This window comes from Amycolatopsis orientalis DSM 43388, from assembly GCF_000411975.1.
GTDB lineage: Bacteria > Actinomycetota > Actinomycetes > Mycobacteriales > Pseudonocardiaceae > Amycolatopsis > Amycolatopsis orientalis_D.
The window spans coordinates 1-23,141 of record NZ_ASXG01000126.1 but is presented as its reverse complement, the minus strand read 5'-3'; the positions used below and the strand labels follow the sequence as shown (position 1 = coordinate 23,141).

The following is a 23,141-nucleotide window of genomic DNA, read 5'->3' as shown; positions in this document are numbered from 1 at the left end:
GACTCGAATACCTGAGCGGAAGGCGGCTGAGCATGGAGTGCGCGTTCTGCACGAGCGGCATCGACCACTGTCACGGCACCCTGGTGGTCCACCCGGACCGCGGGTTCGCCGAATGCACCGACCCGTCCTGCGTCGACCTGGACCGGGTCCGGCACGGCCTGATCATCGACTGCCACACCGTCGACTCCGGGTGCACCTGCGCCGAAGCGGAGAAATCCCTGCTGCGGCAGGCTTCCTGACCTTCGGCGGCGATCCGGCCGCCACGCCGCGCCGCCGGGACGCCGCAACCCGATCGGGTAGCCGGCCGTATACAAGCTGCTTGGCAGTGTGCTAACATTACCGGGGGTCCTTCGGCTCTCCCTCCCCCTCGGAGCCGGAGGACCCCTTCTCGCCGGCGGCGCCGGACCGTTCGTCAATAGCGGTAATGGTCCAGTTTGTACGGCCCGTCCACGTCCACGCCGAGATACTCGGCTTGTTCCTTGCTGAGCTTCGTCAGCCGGACGCCGAGCGCGTCCAGGTGCAGCCGCGCGACCTTTTCGTCCAGCTGCTTCGGCAGCCGGTACACGTCGTTGTCGTAGCCGCCCGGCTTGCTGAACAGCTCGATCTGCGCGAGCACCTGGTTCGCGAACGACGCGGACATCACGAACGACGGGTGCCCGGTCGCGTTGCCGAGGTTCATCAGCCTGCCCTCGGAAAGCACGATGATCGCGTGCCCGTCCGGGAAACGCCACGTGTGCACCTGCGGTTTCACCTCGGTCTTGACGATCCCCGGGACTTTCGCCAGCCCGGCCATGTCGATCTCGTTGTCGAAGTGGCCGACGTTCGCGACGATCGCCTGGTGCTTCATCCGCGCCATCTGCGCGGCCGAGATGATGCCGAAGTTCCCGGTGGTGGTGAGGAAAAGGTCGGCGCGCTCCACTACGTCGTCGAGTTCGACCACGTCCAGCCCGTCCATCGCGGCCTGCAGCGCGCAGATCGGGTCGATCTCAGTCACCGCGACACGCGCGCCCTGTCCGCGCAGCGCCTCGACCGCGCCCTTGCCGACGTCGCCGTACCCGCACACGACGGCGTACTTGCCGCCGATCATCACGTCCGTGCCGCGATTGAGGCCGTCCGGGAGCGAATGCCGGATCCCGTACTTGTTGTCGAACTTCGACTTGGTGACCGAATCGTTGACGTTCATCGCCGGGAACAGCAGTTCGCCGGCGGCCGCGAGCTGGTACAGCCGGTTCACGCCGGCCGTGGTCTCCTCGGTGACCCCGCGCATCGCAGCCGCGATCCGGGTGAACCGCTGCGGGTCCTCGGCGAGGCTGGCCGCGAGGGTGCGCAGCAGGATCCGGTAGTCCTCCGGGTCGTCCTCGCTCGCGGCGGGCACCGCGCCGGCCTTCTCGAATTCCGCTCCCTTGTGGACGAGGAGAGTGGCGTCGCCGCCGTCGTCCAGGATCATGTTCGGCGGTTCGCCGCCTGGGAAACGGAACAGCTGGTCGGTGCACCACCAGTATTCGTCGAGGGTTTCGCCTTTCCACGCGAATACCGCGGTGCCCTCGGGGCGCTCCGGGGTCCCGTCCGGGCCGACGACGACGGCCGCGGCCGCCTCGTCCTGGGTGGAGAAGATGTTGCAGGACACCCAGCGCACCTGGGCGCCGAGCGCGACGAGCGTTTCGATCAGCACCGCGGTCTGCACGGTCATGTGCAGCGAACCCGCGATGCGCGCGCCCTTGAGCGGCTGGGAATCCGCGAACTCGCGGCGCAGCGCCATCAGGCCGGGCATTTCGTGCTCGGCGAGGTCGAGCTGCATGCGTCCGGCCGCGGCGAGCGACAGGTCGGCGACCGCGAACTCCACCGCGTCGACGGTACGCAGGGTGGGCGACATTTTCCGTTCCTTTCCGGGTTTTCGGGCAGAGTGGAGCGCGGGCGTCTTCCGGACGCCCGGAAAAGGGGAGGCGCGCGCGGCGGCGAGCAGGCCAGAATGGCGGGCATGGCAGAGCGCGCGTTGAGTTTTGGAGCGGTAGCGGAGGCGTACGAGCGGTACCGTCCGGGATATCCCGCCGAACTAGCCGAGCGGGTGCTGGACTACGCGGGCGCGCCGGTGGCCGGCGCCCTCGAAATCGGGGCCGGGACAGGGAAAGCGACCCGGCTGTTCGCGGGGCGGGGGATCGCGGTCACCGCGACCGATCCGGATCCGGCGATGCTCGCCGAACTGCGCAAGCACCTGCCCGCCGAGGTCGAGACGCGCCGCGGCGCGCTGGAGGACCTGCGGCCGGACCGGCAGTACGGGCTGGTGTACTCGGCCGCGGCGCTGCACTGGACGGACCCGGACGGGCGGTGGCCGCGGATCGCCGCGCTGCTCGCTCCGGCCGGGGTGTTCGCGTCGTTCGGCGGACCGCTCCGGCCGGCGGATCCCGTGGTGCGGAAAGCGATCGACGACGCGCAGGCACCGTTCTTGCAGACCGCGGACGTTCCTTCGCCGGACGGCACGCCCCCGGAGGACGAACTGCAGTGGCCGGGCACGGAACTCGAGAAGTCCGAGTTGTTCGCCGACGTCCGGCAAGTCGTCGTGCGGGAGCGGACGACGGTGGGCGCGGACGACCTCATCGGCTTCTTTTCCACCGTTTCCGCGTACCTGATGTTGCCGATTTCGGTGCGGGAACAGGCTTTCCAGCGGATTCGGCAGGTCTTGCCGGACCCGGTCGAGCTGGTCGCCGACCACACGATCCATCTCGCGCGTCGGCGCTGACCGGACCGGGATCGCCAGTGGCACGCGGCACCTCCTGAACCAGGAGGCGCCCTTCGCTCGAAGTCCCGCGGGCCGAGCGTGGCGGGGAAACCCCGTCGCAGCGCCTCTCGGCCCGGAGCCGCGCCCGGACGGGCGCGCCGGGTCCCACCTTGGCAAGGCCGGTCCGGACCTGTCAAGCGCGCGGGAACTCCGCGCGGACGCCGAGCAGCCGCACCGGTTTGCCGAAAGCGAATCGGTCCAACAGGTCTCGGGCCGCCGCGGCGAGCACTGCCGGATCCGAGGACGGTGCTGCGAGCGTCACGCTGTGCGTCTGGGTGAGGAACGGCGCGAACCGGACCTTGACCGCGACGCGCGCGGCGGGACGTCCTTCGTCGACGACGTCCTGTGCGACGCGTTCGGCGAGCGTCGCGGTCTCCTGGGCGATGGTGTCGAAGTCGGTGAGGTCTTGCTGGAATGTTGTTTCCCTGCTTCGGGAACGGGCCACATACGGGGTCGCGCTCACCTCGGCGTCGCCGATGCCGCCGGCCAGCAGGCGGTACCACGGGCCGAGTTTCGGCCCGAACCGCGCGGCGAGCGCGTCCGGGTCGGCGGCGGCGAGGTCGAGAACGGTGGCGTACCCGGCTTCGGCCAGTTTCTTCGCGGTTTTCCGGCCGATTCCCCACAACGCGTCGGTGGGGCGTTCGGCCATGACGTCCCACCAGTTTTCCTGGGTGAGCCGGTAAATGCCGGCCGGTTTCGCGAAACCGGTGGCGAGTTTGGCACGGAGCTTGTTGTCGCCGATTCCGACGGACGACGAGAGCCCGGTTTCTTCCTCGATGCCGAGCCGGATTTCCGCGGCGAGCTTTTCGGGATCGTCGACGGTCGCGCCGAGGAACGCTTCGTCCCAGCCGAGCACTTCGACGACCGCCGGGAATTCCCGCAGCCGGGCCATCACGCGGTCAGAGACTTCCTGGTACGCCGGGGCGTCGACGGGAAGGAGAACGGCGTCCGGGCAGCGTTTCGCGGCCAGCCGCAGCGGCATGCCGGAATCGACGCCGAACTGGCGCGCCTCGTACGACGCGGTCGCCACGACGGCGCGTTCGGCCGGATCGCCCTTCCCGCCGACGATCACCGGCCGCCCGCGCAGCTCCGGCCGCCGCGCGACCTCGACGGCGGCGATGAACTGGTCGAGATCGACGTGCAGCACCCAGTCGGACACCGGACCAGTGTGCGATGCGCGGGGCGGGCGGCGCATCCGGAGATCCTCGCGAATGCCTGGCCGGGTTCTCACCGGCCTAGCCGCTCACGAACCGAGCGCCCCGGGAAAGGGCGTTACCGGCGGTCGCGGCGCCGGGCGAGGTGCGCGGCCACCCCGCCCGCCGCGGCGAACAGCGAGCACACCGCGAGCGCCGGGTTCGACGCGGCGATCCCGGCCGCCAGCAGTCCGCACGCGACGACGTCCAGCAGGATCGCGAGCGCGGTGAGCAGCGCGGCGGAGCGGGCCGGTTTGCCGCGGCGCAGGGCAGCGGCCAGCTCCGGGTCGCTGGTTTCGAACCAGCGCTCGATCTTGTCCAGCTCGACGCGTTCGTGGTGACTGAGCATGGAGTTCTCCTTCGGCGGCCCGCGTGCCGTCGGAGAGGAAATACCCGCCCGGTCACCTGGTGAACCGCGTCACCGGCGATTCACCCGAGTGCCTGAACCGCGCGCGAAATCCGGCGATTCCGGTCACCGTGCGCGGTCGGCCGGGCCGTCCACAAAGGTCACGGAGCGCAAGCGGGCTCCGGGCCCGCATAGCCCTTCCGGGACGAATCGTCGATGCCGACCTCGCATGGGATCGACGGGTCCACGCGGTTGCCTTCGACGTGCGCGCCGGTCGAGTGGACGGCCAGGCCGATCGCGTGGTCCGGACCGGCCGCGAAGGTGTTGCCGGTGACGGTGGCCTGCTGGACGTCCTCGAACATCAGCGTCTGCGAGGCGACGAGTGTCTCGCAAAAGTTGTCCTTGATCAGGAAATCCGTGGTGTGGCCTTTCCCGTCGCCCTCGCCGTCGTTCGGGCCTTCCGCCATCAGGCACATGTTGTCGATTTTCTCGCAGCGGTTCCCTTCGATCCGGACGTGATTGCTCGGCGGGCTGTCGCTGGAGAAGGTCTGCATGCAGTCGGCGTGCGCGCCGCCGCTGTTCGACGTCCGGCTGATCGTGTTGTGCTCGATGGCGAGGTAGTCGCCGAAGAACCGGATGCCGTCGCCGTCTCCGCCTTGCGGCGCGGTGATCCTGGTGTTCTGCAGGGTCACGTGATTGCCGCGGATTTCCACGCCGGGCGCGGACGGCCGATCGAGGATGAACCCGTCGACGACGACCCAGTCGGCGTCGACGTCGATGCCGGAAACGGATCTTCCGCCGCCGGAGTACACGCGCGGATGGTCCGGCGTGCCGCCGGCGGTGATGTGCAGCCGGGACCCGGCGTACGCGGACGGCGCGAGGGCGAGCGCCGCCGCGGCGGTGACAGCCAGGGCGAGGGTGCGGGTCGGGGCGCGCATCGGGTCTCCTTCTTTTCGCTCGGACGGGGGATGCGGCGAAGGTAGGGCCGGGCGGCGGGAGGGGTCCCCGGGGCGCTTTCTGCGAACGGTCGTGATGCAGTATCGTTACTGCGAGTTACCTCACAGGGGTCGGACCACGCCGAGGGGAGCGTCGGTGCACGCGGACCAGCTGATCGCGGACCGGTACCGGCTGCTCGAACGCGTCGGCAGCGGCGGCATGGGCGTCGTCTGGCGGGCGCACGACGACCGGCTCGGCCGCGAGGTCGCGCTCAAACAGGCCCGATTGTCCGACGTGGTGAGCGGGCGGACGCTGCGCCGCGAAGCCCGGCTGGCCGCCGGGGTGCTGCATCCGAACGTGGTGACCTTCTTCGATGTCGCCGCCGACGGCGACGAGCTGTGGCTGGTGATGGAGTACGTCCCGTCGCGCAGCCTCGCCGAGATCCTCGCCGCGGAAGGACGGCTGCCCGCGCGCACGGTCGCCGAACTCGGGGTGCAGATCGCGGCGGCGCTCGGCGCGGTGCACGCGCACGGCATCGTGCACCGCGACGTCAAGCCGGGCAACGTGCTGATCGCCTCGGACGGCCGCGCGAAGCTCACCGATTTCGGCATCTCCCGCTCGGTGCGCACGGACGAGACGGTGACCGATTCGCCGCTCATCGGCGGCACACCGGACTATCTCGCCCCGGAGGTCGCGCAAGGGCATCCGCCCACCGCGGCGTCGGATGTGTTTTCCCTCGGGGCAACGCTTTTCGCCGCGGTCGAGGGCGCGCCGCCGTTCTCCGGCGGCAACGAATACGCCACCATCCGCCGGGTCGCGGAGGGGACGGTCCCGCGGGCGCGGCACGCGGACGGTCTCGCGCCGACCCTGGAACTGCTGATGCGGCGAGAACCCGCCGAACGGCCGACCGCGGTGTCCGCGGCGGAGTTGCTGGCCGAGGGGATCGACGCGCTGCCGGTCGAGGCGCCGAAGCGGCGGCGCTCCCGGCGCGGGCTGGTGGTCGCCGGGGTCGCGGTCGCGGCGGTGGCCGTTGTGGTCACGACGTATTTCGTGACGCGCCCGGCCGGCCGCAGTCCCGCTCCGCCGGTCGCCCCGGTCGCGCAGGCGAAGCTGGGGATCGGTCCCGACCCGCGCGCCGCGGACCCGTGCCGGCTCGTCGACCCCGCGCCGATGAAGCCGTTCGGGGATCCGGAAGTGGTCGCGGACTACGGGAACTTCAACCGCTGCGACGTGCTCCTGCACCGCGGCGACCTCCAGGCGGACGTCCAGGCGGAACTGGAGGATCCGCCGGGCTCGCCGCCGGAGGGCACGCAGTCGAAGTCCGGGCCGTTCACCGTGTTCGCCGCGTCGGACAAGGACCAGTGCGTACGGCTGATCCCGCTGCCGGACCGATTCGTGGTGCGACTGACGGCGAAGCAGGACGACGGCTACAACCTCGACCTGTGCCGGGCCGCCGACGTCGCGGTCGCTTCGGCGACGAAAGCCATGGCGGCGGCGGGGGTTCCGGCGCGGGCGCAGCCGTTCCCGGCGGGTTCGCTGGCATACGTGGACGCGTGTTCGCTGCTGGACTCGATCGCGGTCTCCTCGGCGGCCGGGGTCGCCGCGCCGGTCCGGATCGAACGCGGGTTCAGCGGCTGGTGGTGCGACTGGACGAGCCCGGCGAGCGATCGTTCGGTGACCGTCATGTTCGACCGGGACCAGCCGCCGGACAGCACAACCGGCCAGCTCGTGCAGATCGGCGGGCACGACGCGTATCTCAAGACCGACGATTTCGCCGAAAACACCTGTCAGGCGGTCCTCGTCTACCGGTCCTACACCGACGCGCACGGGGATCCGCGGGTCGAGCGGCTCCGGGTCGTGGTGCACGGGAAACCGCCCTCGGAACAGCTGTGCGCTCCAGTGTCCACATTGGCCGGTTCGCTGGCCGGAAAGCTGCCGAAGACATGACCGCGTTCGCCGGCGGCCCGCCGGAAGAACTGGGCCCGGACCACGGAAGCCTCGCGCACGGCGTTCCGCCTTCGCCGCCGGGCACGATTTTCGCGCTCGCCGTCACCGGCGGCGTGCGGATGCCGCCGCGCGACGGCAGGCAGGTGCTCTTCGGCCGCAACCGCGACGACGTCCACGTGTGCGTCGGCGAGGACGACCGGAAGGTCAGCCGGAAACAGGGAGTCCTGGTGCGCCGCCGGGATTCCTGGTGGATCCACAACACCGGGAAGCTGCCGATCCGGCTGCCCGGCTCGCGGCTGCTGTTCCCGGACGACGAACCGGTGCCCCTGGCCGAGGGCTACACCGCGGCGTTCGTGCGCGGTTCGGCCGGGCGCGAGCACTTGCTGGAGGTGTACGTCGCGGGCGCGGACGGCCGCCGCCCGGATTCGCGGCCGCAGGACATGACCGAACCGCCGCGGACGTGGCGGCTCACGCCGGACGAACGGCTCGTTCTCGTTTCGCTGGCGCAGCGGTACCTGCTGCAGGACCCGTATCCGCAGCCGCTCGCGTGGCGGCAGGTGGCGGAGCAGTTGTCCGAGCTGAAACCGGAAGCGCGCTGGAGCAGCAAACGCGTCGAACACCTCGTGAGCGCCGTGCGCGCGCGGCTGGCTCGCGCCGGCGTGGCCGGGCTGACCCGGGAAGAGGTCGGCGAGCCGGTGGGGAACGCGCTCAACGACAACCTGATCAAGGAACTCCTGCTCTCGACGTCCCTGGTCCCGCCGGACCTGGCGCTGCTCGAGCCCGAGGACGATCCGGGAGGGGTCCCGGCCCCTCCTGCTTGACTCGCGGTGCGCGGCGGATCCGGCCCCGCGCCCCCGGCGGGCCGTCGCGGCCGCCCGGCCGGGGTCCGGCAGCGGCTCCGCAGGGGGTGTCCGTGCCAGGGGAGGCGATGCGGACACTGCCCGCGGGACACCCGAGCCTCGCGCTCGGGTTCGCGTCGCCGCCGGGCACGCTGGCGGTCCTGGGACGCGCGGGGGGAGTCCTGGTGCCGCCGGCGGCGCGGGGGCCGGTCACGTTCGGGCGCAACAGCGCCGAGGTGACGGTGCCGCTCGGCGAGGACGACCGCCGGGTCAGCCGCCGCCACGGCGTGCTGGAGCGGCACGCGGGCCGATGGTGGGTGCGGGCCACCGGCAAGGTGCCGCTCCGGCTGCCGCGGTCGCGGCTGCTGTTCGCCGGGGCCGCGCCGGTTCCGCTGCCGCCCGGCTATCTCCCGGTGTACGCGCGCGGTTCGGGGGAGCGCGAGCACGTGCTGGAGATCCGGATCGCCGACGGGACGCCGTCGGCGATCCCGGCCGGGCGGCTGCGGCCGGACGAACGGCTCGTGCTCGCGATGGTCGCGCGCGGGTTCCTGCGGCGGGAGGAACGGCCGCGGCCGGTGCCGGTCGCACTGGCCGCGCGGCGGCTGGCGGCTCTGGACCCGAACGGCGGGTGGACCGCGGACGTCGTGACGGCGGTGCTGGACTCGGTGCGGGCCCGATTCCGGCCCGGTTCCGCGGACGAGGATCTCGTGGCGGCACTGGTGTCGGCGGCGGTGCTGGTGCCGCCGGATCTCGCGTTGCTGTCGCCGGAGTTGCCGCGGGCGGGGGAGGAAGGGTGGATGCCGTCCACGTGGGGGAGCTAGGCGATCGTTCGGCCCGGGCGCCCGCAGGCGCTATCGCTCCCGGAACGGGCGGAAGAAATCGCGGAGTTCGCGCGCGTACAGCTCGGGTTCCTCGAACGGCGCGAAGTGCCCGCCGCGCTCCGGTTCGGTGACCCGGACGGTGTTGGCCATCCGGTCGAGCCAGGCGCGCGGCGCGCGGGCGAGGTCCGCCGGGAACAGCGAGAAGCCGGACGGCACTTCGACCCGCCGGGCGTGCTGTTCCGGCGGGATCGCGGCGTTGGCGCGGTACATCCGCATGGCTGAGCCGATCGTGCCGGTCAGCCAGTAGATGGTGACGTTGGTGAGGATCTCGTCCTTGGTGAAGGCGCGTTCGACGTCTCCGTCGCAGTCGCTCCACGCGCGGAGTTTCTCCACGATCCAGGCGGCCAGCCCGGCCGGCGAATCGGTGAGCCCGACCGCGGCGGTCTGCGGTTTGGTGCGGTGCATCGCGGAATACGCGCCTTCGGCCGCGCCCCAGGCGGAGACGTCTTGGAGCCAGGTGCGTTCCTCGGGCGTCAGGTCGTCCGGGAGCACTGCCGGGAGCCCGGCGTCCATCCGGTGCACGGCCACGACCCGGTCCGGGTGGTCGAGGGCGAGGAACCGGCTGACGCTGCTGCCGATGTCGCCGCCCGCCGCGGCGAAGCGCGGGTAGCCGAGGACGGTCATCAGCTCGGCCCACAATCCGGCGACGGCGACGGAATCGAGCGCGGGGCCGGTAGGGCGGTCGGAATAACCGTAGCCGGGGAGGTCCGGGACGATGACGTCGAACGCGTCCGCCGGATCGCCGCCGTGTGCGCCGGGATCGGTGAGCAGCGGGACGACTTTCGAGTAGCGCCAGAACGAATCCGGCCAGCCGTGGGTCAGCACGAGCGGCAGCGCCGGGCCGCTCGGCGCGACCGCGCGGGCGTGCACGAAGTGGATCCGCGATCCGCCGAGCCGGACGCGGTACCGGGGCAGTCGCGCGAGCGCGGCTTCCTGCTTCGGCCAGTCGAACTCGTCCGCCCAGTAGGCGATCAGTTCGCGCAGGTAGCCGACGTCGGCGCCCAACGCCCAGCCGTCTTCCGGCGCGTCCGGCCAGCGGGTGGCGCGCAGCCGGGCGCGCAGGTCGGCGAGCTGGGCGGGATCGGTTTCGGGGACGAACGCTTCCGGACGGTCGGCCATGCCCGCGAGCCTACGTGACCTTGGCCGCACGCCGGCGGCGCGGTTTTGTCGGTGGTTCTGGGTAGGGTCGGAATCAGGCGAGGGGAGAGGAGCCGCCCGATGACGACAGTTCCACAGGTGCGCACGCGCGTCCGGATTCCGCTGCGGTTCGGCGACGGTCCGCCGGTCGACGCCGAGGCGGTCACGTTCGCCGGGCTGTCCGACGGGCTCGAGCATCTTGCCTTCGTGCTGGGCGAACCCGGTCCGGTGCCATTGGTGCGGCTGCATTCGGAATGCCTCACCGGCGACGTTTTCTCCTCTGCGCGCTGCGACTGCGGCCCGCAGCTGGCGGAGGCGGTCGCGCGGATTTCCCAGGCCGGCGGGTACCTGCTCTACTTGCGCCAGGAGGGCCGCGGAATCGGGCTGTACAACAAGCTCGACGCGTACGCGCTGCAGGATTCCGGGTTGGACACCTACGCGGCGAATTCCGCGCTCGGCCTGCCCGAGGACGCCCGGGACTACACCGCCGCCGCGCAAATGCTCACCGTGCTCGGGGTTCAGCAACTGGACCTGCTGTCGAACAACCCGGACAAGGCGGCCCAGCTGGCACGGCACGGCATCGCGGTCCGCGAACGGGTCCGCACCGGGGTTTTCGCGAACGAGAACAACGTCCGGTACCTGCGCGCGAAGGCAGAGCAGACGGGGCACACGCTCGCGTTGACGTTCGACGATTGGCCGGCTAGTTCGGCTGTGTGAGGTTCGGCGTCGTTGGGTCCGCCGGTTCAGGGTGCGGGCGGCGAGGCGTTGGGCGGGCTGGGTGAGGTGATGCGTGTCGGGTGCTCGCTCGCGTTGCCGTGCGGAGGCCGGGTGGTTCGGTGGGTGCGGTGATCCTGGGGTGGGCGTCGGCGGTTTACCGGTTCCGGGGGGCGGTGGCGAGGCGTTCTCGCACGCCGAGCGTGCTGGGCGGGTTGGGTGCGGTGACGCGTGCCCGGTGCACGCTTGGGGTTGCTGTGCGGGCGTTGGTCGGTTGGCGCGGCGGTCTGAGCGCGGTGATTCGGGTGAGATTGGCGGCGCTGGGTCGCCGGTTCGGGGTGCGGGTGGCGAGGTATCGGGTGGGCTGGGTGCGGTGACGCGTGCCGGTGCTCGCGTGCATTGCTGTGCGGCCGTTGGCTGGTTAGTTCGGCGGTGTGCGGTGATCCGGGTGAGGTTGGCGTCGCTGGGTCGCCGGTTGAGGGTGCGGGTGGCGAGGTATCGGGCGAGTTGGGTGCGGTGACGCGTGCCGGTGCTCGCGTGCATTGCTGTGCGGCCGTTGGCTGGTTAGTTCGGTGGTGTGCGGTGATCTGGGCGAGGTTGGCGTCGCTGGGTCGCCGGTTGAGGGTGCGGGTGGCGAGGCGTTGGGCGGGCTGGGTGGTGACGCGTGTCGGGTGCACGCTTTGCGTAGCCGTGCGGGGGCCGGTCGGTTAGTTCGGCGGTGTGCGCGCGGTGAACCGGGTGAGGTTGGCGTCGCCGGGTCGCCAGTCCAGCGTGCGGACCGCCAGGTACCGGACCGGCTGCGCGAGGGCGACAGAGGCGGTGCGTTTTCGGTCGGGGCGGGCCGCTTCGGTGTAGGTGACGCCGTCGGTGCTGGTCTCGATCACTGTGGCGGGTACTCGGCCCGCTGTCCAGGCGAGTTCGGCGGTCGCGATCTGCAGTGGTGCGCCCAGGTCTGCCACCAGCCGGCCGCCCGGGCCGGGTTGCCAGGCGGTCGCCGGGTTGTCGTCGACGGCGGCGTCCGGGCTGGTCATGCCGGGCGGCAGCGGTTCGGCGGGGAAGGTCACGGCTCCGAGCGCGCGGTCATTCAGCGGGTACGGCCGGATTTCGGCGAAGACGACTGGGACGGTGTGGCGCGGCGGCAGCGTGACGGTGCGCGGACGGCCGTCGGCCGGGGTCACGGTCACGACTGCCGGAAGGAGTCCGGGCGGCGCGGTCAGGTCGACTCGGCTCGCGTCGTGCACCACGGCGGTCAGGCCGGGCGGGACGGCGCTGCCGAGCCTGCCGCGAATGGTGAAGCGCGGCGGTTCGATCCGGCCTTCGGCCGCGGCCAGTTCGTAGCTGAACGAGCTTCCGGACGGGGTGACTTCCTGCGTGCCCCGGTACAGCTTCAGCGCGGTGCGGTCCTGTGGCAGAGAAGCGGTTCCGGTCTTGCTGGCGTCGGAAAGGTTTGCCAGAACCAGGAAATCGTCCGTGACACTCGCGTGGATTCCCGGAGCGGCGGCGCGAGCGCGCCTGGTCAGCTTCGGCAGATCCGCCCGGCCGGGGTACAGCTCGGCCAGCAGCGGGGCGGGCGGTCCGGCGGAAAGTGTCACGTGGTCGTTCGCGACGGTGAGCGGATTCGGGCTGGTGACCACGACTCCGGCCCGGCTGTCGAGGTCCAGCCAGCCGCCGGTGCTGTGCAAGGCGGGCACCGGGTAGGTCGCGACGGAAGTCCAGCTGACGCCGTCGGGCGAGGTCTCGATGCGGTACTTCCGTCCGGCGGCGGCCTCCCAGCTCAGCCGCACCCGGTCGAACTGGCGCGGCGCGCCGAGATCGACGGCCAGCCAGCTGTCCGCGCGTGGACGGTCCGATGTGGACACTGCCCAGCGGGTGGCGGAATCGCCGTCAGTGGCGTACTTCGCCTCCTTGCCCGGCGCGGCCGACGACGCGGACGCGATCCCGCCGAGTGCCAGGTCGGGGCCGGTGCCGTCGTGGACTTCGAAGGACCAAAGCGAGTAGCCGTACTGCGGATCCGGTTGTATGCCAAGCATTCGCACGTGCCGCGCGGTCACCGGTGGGAAGGTCAAGTCGTCCGTGCGCGCACCGGTCGGCTCCGACTGCGCCGGGAGTGTCACTGATCCCTCGGCGGCGGTGTACGTGCGGTCGCCGTCGAGGCCGGGAACGCCTGGCATGGCGAGGTTGTAGACGTTGAGCACGCCTTCGTCCGAAGCAACACCAGTGCTGGCGTAGATCGCGGTGCCGGTGGGAAGGGTGGCAAGCGCGGCGTAGCCGGTGTCGAACCGCAGGACGCCGAAGGTGCCGTCGAATCCGTCGCGGACCTTGCGGTACGTCGTGGCGTGGCGTTCGCGCACGGGGAGGTTCGTGGCGGGCAGCAGCATCGGGTTGGTACCGCCGAGCATGAACAGCCAGTCGTCGTGGTTCGGTTGCCAGGCGAACTTCACGAAGCCGGGCTTGGTGACGGTCGCGGCCCATGCGCCGGGGGAGCGGTGGGCCAGCAGGCCCGGGCCCGTGCCGAAGTCGGCGGCGCGAGCGGCGTGGGCGTCGAATTCTTCCTTGCGCACCGCGCTGATCGGGCCGCCGTGCTCGGCGCGCCATTCGTGCAGCAGGTAGCTGATGGCGAGTTCGGCGCGGGCTTCCGGTTCGTACTTCGGTTCGCCGGAGAACTTCGTGATCCGGTCGACCGGCGGGTACGCCTGGTACGGCTCCAGCCGCGCGGCGAGCTGGGCCTCGGCGTAGGCGGCGTGGCGGTCGCCGAGCACCTGGGCGCGGAAGGCGAGCGGGAGGACGTCGCGGCCGTAGAGGTGTTCGCGGTCGGCGACCATCGGCATCAGCGGTTCGCCGGCGTCGCTGGTCATCAGGAGCATGGTGCGCCACAGCAGTTCGCCGTTGGGCTGGGCGGTGAGCACCTCGGGCAGCGGGACGCCCGCGGCGAGGAAGTGCATCGCGTTGCGGCCGGACGTGCGCCAGAGTTCTTCCTGGTAGTGCGGGCCGAACGAGCCGTGGTTCTCGACGAGGAAGGTGTCGTACAGGTTGGTCGCGGTGTTGCCGCTGATCGGTTGCCCGTCGACGAGCCGGGGATTCGCCAGGTCCGCCGCGGGCAGCCCGCCTTCGTTGCGGCTCCAGGAACCGAAGGTCGCGCGCCAATCCGGCGCGCGCGGATCGTGCGGAGCCCAGGCGAGCGCGGGGGCGAGCGATTGCGCGTAGACGCCCATCTCTTCGAGCTTCGTGTCGCCGACGTAGCCGCCGTGCAGGCCGTTGGGCGTCCAGTCGCCCGAGGCGGGGTCGTTGCCGGTGCCGAGGCTGGTCGTGTACGCGGCCTGTTCCGTCGCGATGCGCTCGACGTTCCGTTGCGTCGCCGCGTCCAGCTCTGTCCACAAGAGACGGGCGGCGAGCTGGAAGTAGGACTGGAACGTGGTGTCGAAGAACAGTGTCCGGCCCCATTCGGTGCCGCCGGTGAGCCGGTTCGAAGCGGCGAAGTGCTTGATGGTGGCGAGGGTGTGCGCGCGAAGGGTCTCGCGGTCGACTCCGGCGACGGCGGCGTCGTAGCCGTCGCGGGTCAGGAGGAGTGCGTTGCCGAGGACGACCGCGAAGGTGAAGTCGCGGGCGGGATAGCTGCCGGCGGCCTGGTCGTACTGCTGCTCGGCCCAGCGGGTGTGCCGGAGGAGGACGCGCAGGTAGGTCGCGGCGACCGGATCCGGAGCGGGCCGCGACGCCGCTCGCGCGGTTCCCGAGGCCAGGAGGACGACGGCCCCCGCGCCGGCGAGACCGAGCGCTTGCCGCCGGGTGAACCCGTCCATCCCGCGTCCTCCCGACGTTGACAACCTTGTCAGCGCGGATTCTCTGCGGCGGCCGCTCGCCCGGGCAACCTTTCCGGCCGATCCCGTCCGGTTTCGGACAATTCTGTATAACGCCCTATACATTCCGCCGCGGGACTTCGGCCCGGCCGGAGCGCGCCGGGAGCGACGTGTTGAGATGACAACGTGATCATCGGCCTCGGCGGACTCCTGCTGCTCGTGCTGGCCGGGGTCGGCGCCGGGCTGACCGGCGCGACCGCGGGCCTGGCGTCGCTGGTGTCGTACCCGGCGCTGCTGGCCGCCGGACTGCCGCCGGTGACCGCGAACATGACCAACACGGTCGCGATGCTCGGCACGACGGCCGGAGCGGCGGGCGGCGCGCGTCCGGAGCTGAAGGGACAAGGCCGGCGGTTGCTGCCGTTGTGCCTGATCACCACGGCCGGCGGAGCGTGCGGCGGGCTCGTGCTGCTGGTCAGCTCGCCGGACGCGTTCACCGTCGTGGTGCCTTGGCTGATCGGCGGCGCGTCGATCGTGCTGATGGCCGGTCCGAAGCTGCGAAGGATGGCCGAACACGGCGAGCACCGCGGAATCGGCCCGCTCACCGGGATCGCGGCCTTCCTGGTCGGCGTCTACGGCGGGTATTTCGGGGCGGCAGCCGGCGTGCTGATGCTCGCGCTGCTGACCACGGTGTGGAGCCAGGCGCTGGCCCGCACGAACGCGGCGAAGAACATCGCGACCGGCACCGCGAACCTGATCGCCGCGCTGGTCTTCGCGTTCACCGGAAAGGTCTTCTGGCCCGCGGCGATCGCGGTGTGCCTCGGCTCGATCGCCGGCTCGTGGCTGGGTTCGGTCCTGGTCCGCTACCTGCCCGCGACGCCGCTGCGGATCGCGATCGGACTGGGCGGGCTTGTGTTGGCGGTGGTGTTGGGGTGGCAGGCTTATTCGGGTTGAGGCGGCGCGGTAACGCGCGGGTGTCCGGGCGACTCCGGGGTCAGTGCGGAGGGAGCCGCGGAATGACTCAGCCGGCTGGATTCGACTACGCCACCGCCAACAAGGCGCTCCGCCTGCTCCAGCGCGCACATGACAAGTGGCTGGAAGACCCGATCGATCCACCAGCTGAGAGATTTCACGCAGGTGGCCGGCGCGATGCGCTTCCCGTTACGGCTGGACGAGAGGGGCATTTTCAACACGTTCGCCGAGGTCCGGTGGGCCGGGGAGCAGTTCCTGCCGCCGGAGAGCAGTGAACGCCGGGGACAGCTCCCGCTGCGCAAGGAGTATCTGGAGCACCTCGCAGGCCAGAGCGTCGCGGGCACGCTGAAGTCGCTCCGGGCTTGGTTCGAAGAGCTAATCCCAGTGTGAAACACAGGCGCGACGAAGCCCTGGCCGGAAGCTGCCCGCCGCCCGCTGATCAGCGAACGCAGTCAGCCCCCCGCCGGCCCGTGCGCTATTTTTCGGCTCGGCACGCCTGTTCGGGCTGACGCGGGGCGGCACATGCGGGCATAGTCGGCGGGGTACCCGAGCAGGAGGACAGATGAGCATTGTCGGCACCCGGGTGGTGCGCGTCGAAGACGAGAAGCTGATCACCGCGGGCGGAACGTACGTCGACGACCTCAAGGAAGAAGCGCTGGCCGGCGCCGTGCACGCGGTCTTCGTGCGCAGCCCGATCGCGCACGCGCGGATCGTCGGCGTCGACGTGGACGAAGCGCGCACCGCGCCGGGCGTGGTCGGCGTCTTCACCGCGGCCGATCTCGATCTCGAACCGGGCAAGGCCGGGCCGGTCGCCGAGCCGTTCCTGGCGAAGGACGTCGTGCGGTACGTCGGGGAGCCGGTGGCGCTCGTGCTCACCGAGGAGCGGTACCAGCTCGCCGACGCGGCCGAACTGGTCGATGTGGACTACGACCCGCTGGACGCGGTCGCGGACTTCGACGCCGCGCTCGCCGAGGAGACGCTGGTGTTCCCGGACCTCGGCACGAACGTGGTCCACGCGCACGGCCCGGAGGGCTTCGACGACTCCGTCTTCGCCGACTGCGAAGTCGTCGTCACGGAGGAAATCCTCAACCAGCGCGTGGCCCCGGCTCCGGTCGAGCCGCGCGGGGCGGCCGTCGCGTGGGGCGAGGACGGCCGGGTCACCCTGTGGCTTTCCACGCAGAACGCGCAGATCGGCCGCAGCACCGTGGCCGGCGGGCTCGGGATCGGCGAGGACCTGGTGCGGGTGATCACGCCGGACGTCGGCGGCGGGTTCGGCGCGAAGATCGGCGCGGACCCGGAGGCGGTGCTGCTCGCCTGGGCGGCGAAACGCGCCGGCCGGGCGGTGCGCTGGGCCGAGTCGCGCAGCGAGAACCTGACCGCGATGACGCACGGCCGCGCGCAGCGCAACACCGTCACCATCGGCGGAAAGCGCGACGGAACCGTGCTGGCCTACCGGCTCGACGTCCTCCAGGACACCGGCGCGTACCCGCGGGCGCTGTTCCTGCCGACGCTCACCGAGTTGATGGCGCCCGGCGTCTACCGGTTCCCGGTGGTCCAGACGCGCAGCCGCGGCGTGGTCACCACGACGACGCCGATCGCGGCTTACCGCGGCGCGGGCCGTCCGGAAGCGACGGCCGCGGTCGAGCGCGCGATCGACCTGTTCGCCGCGGAAATCGGGATGGACCCGGCCGACGTCCGGCGGGTCAACTTCATCCGTCCGGAAGAATTCCCTTACCAGACCCCGACCGGCGGATCGTACGACACCGGCGAGTACGCGGCGGCGCTCGACAAGGTGCTCGACGCGGCGGGATACGCGCAGCTGCGCGAGGAACAGAAGAAGCGCCGCGAAGCCGGCGATCCGGTGTCGCTGGGGCTCGGCATCGCGGCCTACGTGGAGATCACCGGCGGCGACGCGGCGGGCGAAAGCGGCCGGGTCGACGTGCACCCGGACGGCACGGTCACCGCGTGGACCGGCAGTTCCCCGCACGGCCAGGGGCTGGCGACGTCGCTGGCGATGCTGCTGTCGGACCAGCTGGGCGTGCCGATAGACAAGATCACCGTCCGGCACGGCGACACCGACGAGGTCCCGCGCGCTGTCGGCACCTTCGGCTCGCGCTCGCTGCAGCTCGGCGGTTCGGCGATCCGGCGGGCGGCCGAGGAGGTCGTGGCGCAGGCCCGCGAGGTCGCGGCGGAACTGCTCGAAGCCGCGCCGGACGACCTGGAGCTGGACGTCGAACGCGGCGTCTGGCAGGTCCGCGGCGCGCCGTCCAGCACGACGCTCGACTGGGCCCGCGTCGCCGCCGAGGCGGACGGGTTCACCGCCGACGTCTGGTTCGGCGACGGCGCGCCGACGTTCCCGTTCGGCGCGCACCTCGCGGTCGTCGAGGTCGACACCGAAACGGGCAAGGTGCAGGTGCGCCGGCTGGTCGCGCTCGACGACGCCGGGCCGATCGTGAACCCGCTGACCTTCCGCGGCCAGCGGCACGGCGGACTCGGCCAGGGCATCGCGCAGGCGCTGCTCGAGGTGATGAGCTACGACGCGGACGGCAACCCGACCACCGCGACGCTGGCCGACTACTCGTTCGTCACCGCGCCCGAGCTGCCCGATTTCGAACTGGTGGACATGGAAACGCCGACGAACCGGAACCTGCTGGGAGTCAAGGGGATCGGCGAGGCGGCGACGATCGGGTCGACGCCCGCGGTGCACAACGCGGTGGTCGACGCGCTCGCCCACCTCGGCGTGCGGCACCTGGACATGCCGACCACCCCGCTGCGGGTGTGGACGGCCCTGAACGACGCTAGGAAGGCGAACTGACGTGCGGGTCTCGATCGAGGTGAACGGGAAGACGGTGGCGCACGAGGTGCCGGACCGCACCCTGCTCGTGCACTACCTGCGGGACACCGCGGGCCTCACCGGCACGAACATCGGCTGCGACACCACGTCCTGCGGGGCGTGCACGGTGCTGCTCGACGGCGAATCGGTGAAATCCTGCACGGTGCTGGCCGCGCAGGCGGACGGGCACGAAGTGACCACTGTGGAGGGTCTGGCCACGGACGAAGGCCTGCACCCGGTGCAGCGCGCGTTCCGCGAGCAGCACGGCCTGCAGTGCGGCTTCTGCACGCCCGGCATGATGATGGCGACCGTGTCGCTGCTGAAGGAAAACCCGAAGCCGACGCGCGAGGAGGCCCGCGCCGGGCTGGAGGGCAACCTCTGCCGCTGCACCGGGTACCACAACATCGTCAGCGCCGTGCTCGACGCGTCCGGGCAGGAGGTGGCGCGGTGATCCCGGCCGGATTCGCCTACCGGCGAGCGTCCACTGTGGACGAGGCGCTCGCACTGCTGGCCGAGCACGGCGAGGACGCGAAGCTCCTCGCGGGCGGGCATTCCCTGCTGCCGCTGATGAAACTCCGGTTCGCCGCGCCGGAGGTCGTGGTGGACATCGCGCCGCTGCGGGAGCTGAAATTCGTCCGGACCGAGGGCGACGAGGTGGTGATCGGGGCGCTGTCGCGGTACCACGACCTCGAGCACGACCCGGTGCTCGCCGAGCACGCGCCGCTGCTCGCGCACGTGTCCGGCTCGGTCGGCGACCCGCAGGTGCGCCATCGCGGGACGATCGGCGGTTCGCTGGTGCACGCCGACTCCGCGGCCGACCTGCCCGCGGCGGTCCTGGCGGCGGACGGCACGCTCGTCGCGCGCGGGCCGAACGGAGAGCGGCGGATCCCGGCCGCGGAGTTCTTCCTCGGGCCGTTCACCACGCCGCTGGAGCCGGACGAACTGCTCACCGAGATCCGGCTGCCGAGCCAGGCCGGGCTCGGCTGGGGATTCGAGAAGTTCACCCGCCGGGCCATCGACTGGGCGATCGTGGGTGTCGCGGTCACCGGGCGTTCGGTCGGCCTGATCAACATGGGCGGCACCCCGCTGCGAGCCTCGGCCACCGAACGCGCGCTGGCCGACGGGGCCACCGCGGCGGAGGCGGCGAAGCTGGCCGCGGAGGACACTTCGCCGCCGGAAGAACCGCACGCCACGGCCGAGTACCGGAAGCACCTGGCCCGGGTCCTCACCGGACGCGCCCTCGCCGCGGCCGGCATCGCCTAGCCGTCCGTGAAGGACTCCTTGCGGGAATCCGATTCCCGCAAGGAGTCCTTCACGGCTTTCGGCACCGGGAAAGCGATGGCCGATTTCCGCCAGCGACGCCCCCTCCGCGGTGGCCAGACTGAGCGGTGTGAACACGACTTTTCCCGCGCACACGGCGATCGAGCCCGGCATTCTCTACTTCGGCACCCCGGTGGTGCTGCTCTCGACGTCCAATGAGGACGGTTCGGCCAACCTGGCCCCGATGTCGTCGGCCTTCTGGCTCGGCTGGCGCGCGATGCTCGGCCTCGGCGCTCGCTCGAAGACCACGCAAAACCTCCTGCGCACGCGAGAATGCGTGCTGAACCTCCCGTCGTCGGCGATGGCCGCCGCGGTGGACCGGCTGGCGCTGACCACCGGGTCCGATCCGGTGCCGCCGCGCAAGGAAGAACGCGGCTACTTCCACGTCGCGGACAAGTTCGGCCGCGCCGGGCTCACGCCGGTGCCGTCCGAGACGGTCGCGCCGCCGCGGGTCGCCGAGTGCCCGGTCGCGATGGAAGCGGTGCTCGAATCCGTGCACCCGTTCGCCGAGGACGACGAGGCGCAGCGCGGCGGCATCGTGGGCCTGGAAGTGCGCGTGCAGCGGGTGTTCGTGCACGACGACATCCGTCTGCCGGGCGTCGACGACCACATCGACCCGGACGCCTGGCGGCCGCTGATCATGAGCTTCCAGAAGCTGTACGGGCTCGGGCCGCAGGTGCACGAATCGACGCTCGCGCGCATCCCGGAGCGGATGTACCGCTCGCCGGACATCGAGCGGGCACGCGGCGTCTCCTGACGTCGTGTCCACTGTGGAGCAACGAACCGGCGAAACGACGGCGAAGAGCAGAAGAACAACTCGGTAAAACCGGGCACGGCCAAGGGCCGCCGCGATCCGCGGCGGCCTTGTGCCGACTTTCTCTCATCAAGGAATTTCCGCCGCTTCCGCGCCGCGCGTCAAGCGGCGCGCACGGCGAAACCGCAGGTCGTGTCTCTTCGGACACGGCCCTCGGTACATTGGGGCAGCCGTCCCCTTGGTGATCACCGGCCGCTGCCGGACTGATAGTCTTTCCCCATTGCGAATCCCAGGCACGGCAACGCAATTCGGCGTCCCTTCCCGGTCGCCGCGGCGGCCGTGCCCGACCCGGCTGTGGGAAGGATGCCCTCGGGATGGCGGACAGGTTCGAGTTCGTTCTCGACGTCGTCGAAGCTTTGGTGATCGGGGAGGCGACCGGCGGGAACGTCCGCCGGTTCCCGCTGCGGATCGGCTCCGTGCCCGCCGAGCCGGACCGGTACGTGCGGGTGGCGAAGATCGTGAACGACGCGATCGAGGAGCGCAGGCTCTCGACCGGCGACGAGCTGAACCCGTACGTGCGGACCGCCTTCGAGCTGCTCGCGAAGCCCCGGGTGTCGGTCGCGGTCAGCGGGATCGACGGACTCGGCGCGGACATCGCGGTCGTCGCGCTCAGCGACGGCAGGCAGGCGCTCGGGATCACCCAGGACCCGAAGACCGACGAACTGCTGTTCTCCCTTTTCGACGACGAGGAGTTCGTCGAGGTGATCGCCGGGGTGCTGCCCCGCGCGCGCCCGGCCAGCACCGGCGCGCACACCGTCCGCCAGGCGGCCGAGCGCGAGGTGTCCGCGATGACCGCGCGCCGGCTGGCCGAGGCGGCCGAGGACGAGGAAGAGACCGACGCGTTCGGGATGATCGAGGTCAGCGGGCGCGTGCAGCCGCGCCGCCCGGACCCGCGGGTCTCCCGCCTCGCTCCCGGCGGGGTCGAGGTGCTCGAGCGCGTGCTGGCGCAGCCGCGGCTCGGCGGCGGGCACCTCGTCGCGAGCGGCTGGGGCCGGCACGGCGAGCGGCGCGCCGGGTCTCCGATCGGCTGGCTCGACACGGCCGACGGCCGCTACCTGATCACATCCGCCGTCGGCGAGGCCGGGGACCTGACCGCGGAATACCGGCCCGCCGGGCACCGCGATCTCGTCCGGGCCGTGCAGCAGGCGGTTTCCGAGGTTTACTGAGCATTTCCCCGCAGGCGGCGACAGTTCACGAGGAGAACGAGGTCCCGATGACCGACGAGGCACCGATGGCGATGACGGAAGCGAGGGCGGCGACCGCGCCGCGGGCCGACCTGCTTCCCGCGCGGCAGCTGAAAACGCTGGCCGAGCGCGGATCGTTCGCGGTGGACGACAGCACCGGCGACAAGATGATCGCCGCGCTCGAAGGCGTGGTCGACGCGCTGCAGGCGCGCTGGAACGCGCTGGAGAAGGTCGGCGTGGCCCCGGCGATGTCGAAGAGCCCGGCCGGGCAGTTCGTCAGCAAGCACATGGCCGAGACCGCGCGCGACGCGCAGGGCCTGCTCACCCAGCTGCAGGCGGCGCGCGACGAGTTCCCGACCTACGTCGAGGCGATCAAGCTCGCGAAGAAGAACTACAAGGAGCGGGAGCACAGCTCGGCCGAGACGTTCGAGCGCATCCGCAGCACCGCCGAGAACCAGGGCTGAAGGGGAGACCAGTGGCCGACAAGCCGAAGCCGACCGCCGAGTCCGTCTCCGATCCGAGCTCGACGGACTACGACCCGTCGAACAAGGAGCTCTACAACCCGACGCTGGACCCCTCGTCGAAGTACTACATCGGGCCGGTGCGCCCGGACGACGTGGCCTCGGGCGACCAGCTGCGCGAGGACGCGACGGCGAAGGTCGACGCGATCTTCAACGGGTGGCTGCTCCCGAACGTCCAGGGGAAGCTGCGCGACCAGCTGATCCAGAAGATGTACGAGCGGAACCTGGACGAGTCGAAGAAGCATCTGGGCGAGGACCTGCGGATGCGCGACCCGGGAGCGGCGCCGCACACCGACTGGAAGAACGCGACGCACGAGCAGATGGTCGAGGCCATCACCTCGGACGCGGACCCGGCCGCGGTGGCCGAGTCGTCGGAGGAGTGGGTGCGCATCGGCAACGAGCTGGCGGCGCACCAGAAGAACCTCGGCGACGCGATCAACGCGAGCACCTCGGACTGGAAGGGCTCCGGCGGCGACGCGGCGCGGGTGCACCTGGCCAACGTCGGCAAATGGCTCGGCGCCACGGCGCAGGGCGCGACGCTGACCGGGCGCCAGCAGGAGGTCCATTCGCAGGCGCTCAACGAGACGCAGAAGGCGATGCAGGCCAACCCGCCGGTGAAGTTCTCGGCGCAGGACGCCAACCGGGTCCTGATGACGATCAAGGATCCGGCCGCGTACGTCGTGGCCTACTCCTCGGCCATGAAGACCTACAACGACCAGCAGGCCGCCCGGGAACAGGCCGCGCAGATCATGACGCGGTACGACCAGACGATCGGCGGCGCGGTGGCGACGCCGCGGTTCGCCGAGCCGCCGAAGCTGCCCACGACCCAGTATTCGCGGTCGGTCAAGGGCACGCCGGCGGGCGGCGGCGGCGCGGCCGCGCCCGGCGGGCCGCGGGTGGGGCCGGACGGCCGCCCGCTCGGTCCCGACGGCAGGCC

20 protein-coding genes and 1 pseudogene are annotated in these 23,141 nt (G+C 71.4%); 15 read left to right on the top strand and 6 right to left on the bottom strand.

Features of this window, described 5'->3' with window-relative positions; translation table 11 throughout:
• The first annotated feature begins 32 nt into the window (after positions 1-32).
• On the top strand, positions 33-239 hold the full coding sequence (locus L942_RS25550; RefSeq protein ID WP_037365140.1) for a hypothetical protein: 207 nt from the start codon (positions 33-35) through the stop codon (positions 237-239).
• A 173-nt stretch (positions 240-412) separates the two neighbouring features.
• Here the strand turns inward: L942_RS25550 and ahcY are convergent, their stop codons facing one another.
• Positions 413-1,873 carry an adenosylhomocysteinase gene (ahcY, locus tag L942_RS25545; RefSeq protein WP_037365138.1) on the bottom strand — a complete coding sequence of 487 codons (1,461 nt, stop codon included), beginning with the start codon at positions 1,871-1,873 and terminating at the stop codon, positions 413-415.
• 105 nt (positions 1,874-1,978) lie between these two features.
• Here ahcY and L942_RS25540 point away from each other — a divergent pair, with 105 nt between their 5' ends.
• Positions 1,979-2,737 (top strand): methyltransferase domain-containing protein, encoded by a 759-nt coding sequence (locus tag L942_RS25540; protein ID WP_037365455.1) that lies wholly within the window; start codon positions 1,979-1,981, stop codon positions 2,735-2,737.
• A gap of 172 nt (positions 2,738-2,909) precedes the next feature.
• Here L942_RS25540 and L942_RS25535 read toward each other — a convergent pair whose 3' ends face one another.
• The 3 genes from L942_RS25535 to L942_RS25525 form a co-directional block, all read right to left on the bottom strand.
• Positions 2,910-3,971, bottom strand: a complete 1,062-nt coding sequence (locus L942_RS25535) for a DNA polymerase IV (RefSeq protein WP_051166238.1) — start codon at positions 3,969-3,971, stop codon at positions 2,910-2,912.
• 77 nt (positions 3,972-4,048) lie between these two features.
• The gene (locus L942_RS25530; protein WP_037365134.1) at positions 4,049-4,318 is read right to left on the bottom strand and encodes a DUF3040 domain-containing protein; all 270 of its coding nucleotides are present in this window, start codon (positions 4,316-4,318) and stop codon (positions 4,049-4,051) included.
• A 158-nt stretch (positions 4,319-4,476) separates the two neighbouring features.
• Entirely contained in the window at positions 4,477-5,253 is a 777-nt protein-coding gene (locus L942_RS25525; protein WP_037365132.1) for a right-handed parallel beta-helix repeat-containing protein, read from the bottom strand.
• A gap of 154 nt (positions 5,254-5,407) precedes the next feature.
• Between L942_RS25525 and L942_RS25520 the strand changes: the two genes are divergently transcribed.
• The 3 genes from L942_RS25520 (at position 5,408) to L942_RS25510 (ending at position 8,858) form a co-directional block, all read left to right on the top strand.
• Positions 5,408-7,198, top strand: coding sequence for a serine/threonine-protein kinase (locus L942_RS25520; protein WP_037365130.1), 1,791 nt, complete (start codon positions 5,408-5,410; stop codon positions 7,196-7,198).
• Positions 7,195-8,019: an FHA domain-containing protein gene (locus tag L942_RS25515; RefSeq protein ID WP_051166237.1), complete on the top strand. Its 825-nt coding sequence runs from the start codon at positions 7,195-7,197 to the stop codon at positions 8,017-8,019. Before L942_RS25520 ends, L942_RS25515 begins: the two co-directional genes overlap by 4 nt.
• A 107-nt stretch (positions 8,020-8,126) precedes the next feature.
• A complete protein-coding gene (locus L942_RS25510) occupies positions 8,127-8,858 on the top strand; it encodes an FHA domain-containing protein (protein WP_037365128.1) in 732 nt (243 codons plus the stop codon).
• A gap of 30 nt (positions 8,859-8,888) precedes the next feature.
• Here L942_RS25510 and L942_RS25505 read toward each other — a convergent pair whose 3' ends face one another.
• On the bottom strand, positions 8,889-10,037 hold the full coding sequence (locus L942_RS25505; protein WP_037365126.1) for an epoxide hydrolase family protein: 1,149 nt from the start codon (positions 10,035-10,037) through the stop codon (positions 8,889-8,891).
• A 99-nt stretch (positions 10,038-10,136) separates the two neighbouring features.
• Between L942_RS25505 and L942_RS25500 the strand changes: the two genes are divergently transcribed.
• A complete protein-coding gene (locus L942_RS25500; RefSeq protein ID WP_037365124.1) occupies positions 10,137-10,772 on the top strand; it encodes a GTP cyclohydrolase II in 636 nt (211 codons plus the stop codon).
• Between the two features lie 704 nt (positions 10,773-11,476).
• Here the strand turns inward: L942_RS25500 and L942_RS25495 are convergent.
• Positions 11,477-14,566, bottom strand: coding sequence for a discoidin domain-containing protein (locus tag L942_RS25495; RefSeq protein ID WP_037365121.1), 3,090 nt, complete (start codon positions 14,564-14,566; stop codon positions 11,477-11,479).
• Positions 14,567-14,749: 183 nt separating this feature from the next.
• On the opposite strand from L942_RS25495, the gene L942_RS25490 reads away from it, so the two are divergent.
• The 9 genes and pseudogenes from L942_RS25490 to L942_RS25450 form a co-directional block, all read left to right on the top strand.
• A complete protein-coding gene (locus L942_RS25490; RefSeq protein WP_037365119.1) occupies positions 14,750-15,514 on the top strand; it encodes a sulfite exporter TauE/SafE family protein in 765 nt (254 codons plus the stop codon).
• Positions 15,515-15,709: 195 nt separating this feature from the next.
• A complete protein-coding gene (locus tag L942_RS25485) occupies positions 15,710-15,922 on the top strand; it encodes a hypothetical protein (protein WP_158684539.1) in 213 nt (70 codons plus the stop codon).
• A gap of 172 nt (positions 15,923-16,094) precedes the next feature.
• Complete coding sequence (locus tag L942_RS25480; RefSeq protein ID WP_037365115.1) at positions 16,095-18,347, top strand: xanthine dehydrogenase family protein molybdopterin-binding subunit; 2,253 nt, start codon at positions 16,095-16,097, stop codon at positions 18,345-18,347.
• A 1-nt stretch (position 18,348) separates the two neighbouring features.
• Positions 18,349-18,816 carry a (2Fe-2S)-binding protein gene (locus tag L942_RS25475; RefSeq protein ID WP_037365114.1) on the top strand — a complete coding sequence of 156 codons (468 nt, stop codon included), beginning with the start codon at positions 18,349-18,351 and terminating at the stop codon, positions 18,814-18,816.
• On the top strand, positions 18,813-19,628 hold the full coding sequence (locus L942_RS25470; protein ID WP_037365112.1) for an FAD binding domain-containing protein: 816 nt from the start codon (positions 18,813-18,815) through the stop codon (positions 19,626-19,628). Before L942_RS25475 ends, L942_RS25470 begins: the two co-directional genes overlap by 4 nt.
• Before the next feature lie 127 nt (positions 19,629-19,755).
• Positions 19,756-20,442, top strand: coding sequence for a flavin reductase family protein (locus L942_RS25465; RefSeq protein ID WP_037365110.1), 687 nt, complete (start codon positions 19,756-19,758; stop codon positions 20,440-20,442).
• Positions 20,443-20,813: 371 nt separating this feature from the next.
• Positions 20,814-21,665 (top strand): ESX secretion-associated protein EspG, encoded by an 852-nt coding sequence (locus tag L942_RS25460; RefSeq protein ID WP_037365107.1) that lies wholly within the window; start codon positions 20,814-20,816, stop codon positions 21,663-21,665.
• Between the two features lie 47 nt (positions 21,666-21,712).
• Positions 21,713-22,147, top strand: a complete 435-nt coding sequence (locus L942_RS25455; protein WP_037365105.1) for a hypothetical protein — start codon at positions 21,713-21,715, stop codon at positions 22,145-22,147.
• 11 nt (positions 22,148-22,158) lie between these two features.
• A pseudogene (locus L942_RS25450) lies at positions 22,159-23,141 on the top strand (hypothetical protein); the annotation flags it as partial.

What these genes read in the sequence shown, in the direction of transcription:
- L942_RS25505 (WP_037365126.1), bottom strand. Translation starts at nt 10,037, where the DNA reads ATGGCCGACCGTCCGGAAGCGTTCGTCCCCGAAACCGATCCCGCCCAG.
- L942_RS25525 (WP_037365132.1), bottom strand. Translation starts at nt 5,253, where the DNA reads ATGCGCGCCCCGACCCGCACCCTCGCCCTGGCTGTCACCGCCGCGGCG.
- L942_RS25495 (WP_037365121.1), bottom strand. Translation starts at nt 14,566, where the DNA reads ATGGACGGGTTCACCCGGCGGCAAGCGCTCGGTCTCGCCGGCGCGGGG.
- L942_RS25535 (WP_051166238.1), bottom strand. Translation starts at nt 3,971, where the DNA reads ATGCGCCGCCCGCCCCGCGCATCGCACACTGGTCCGGTGTCCGACTGG.
- L942_RS25460 (WP_037365107.1), top strand. Translation starts at nt 20,814, where the DNA reads ATGGCGGACAGGTTCGAGTTCGTTCTCGACGTCGTCGAAGCTTTGGTG.
- L942_RS25500 (WP_037365124.1), top strand. Translation starts at nt 10,137, where the DNA reads ATGACGACAGTTCCACAGGTGCGCACGCGCGTCCGGATTCCGCTGCGG.
- L942_RS25540 (WP_037365455.1), top strand. Translation starts at nt 1,979, where the DNA reads ATGGCAGAGCGCGCGTTGAGTTTTGGAGCGGTAGCGGAGGCGTACGAG.
- L942_RS25510 (WP_037365128.1), top strand. Translation starts at nt 8,127, where the DNA reads ATGCGGACACTGCCCGCGGGACACCCGAGCCTCGCGCTCGGGTTCGCG.
- L942_RS25485 (WP_158684539.1), top strand. Translation starts at nt 15,710, where the DNA reads ATGCGCTTCCCGTTACGGCTGGACGAGAGGGGCATTTTCAACACGTTC.
- L942_RS25550 (WP_037365140.1), top strand. Translation starts at nt 33, where the DNA reads ATGGAGTGCGCGTTCTGCACGAGCGGCATCGACCACTGTCACGGCACC.
- L942_RS25455 (WP_037365105.1), top strand. Translation starts at nt 21,713, where the DNA reads ATGACCGACGAGGCACCGATGGCGATGACGGAAGCGAGGGCGGCGACC.
- ahcY (WP_037365138.1), bottom strand. Translation starts at nt 1,873, where the DNA reads ATGTCGCCCACCCTGCGTACCGTCGACGCGGTGGAGTTCGCGGTCGCC.
- L942_RS25515 (WP_051166237.1), top strand. Translation starts at nt 7,195, where the DNA reads ATGACCGCGTTCGCCGGCGGCCCGCCGGAAGAACTGGGCCCGGACCAC.
- L942_RS25480 (WP_037365115.1), top strand. Translation starts at nt 16,095, where the DNA reads ATGAGCATTGTCGGCACCCGGGTGGTGCGCGTCGAAGACGAGAAGCTG.
- L942_RS25530 (WP_037365134.1), bottom strand. Translation starts at nt 4,318, where the DNA reads ATGCTCAGTCACCACGAACGCGTCGAGCTGGACAAGATCGAGCGCTGG.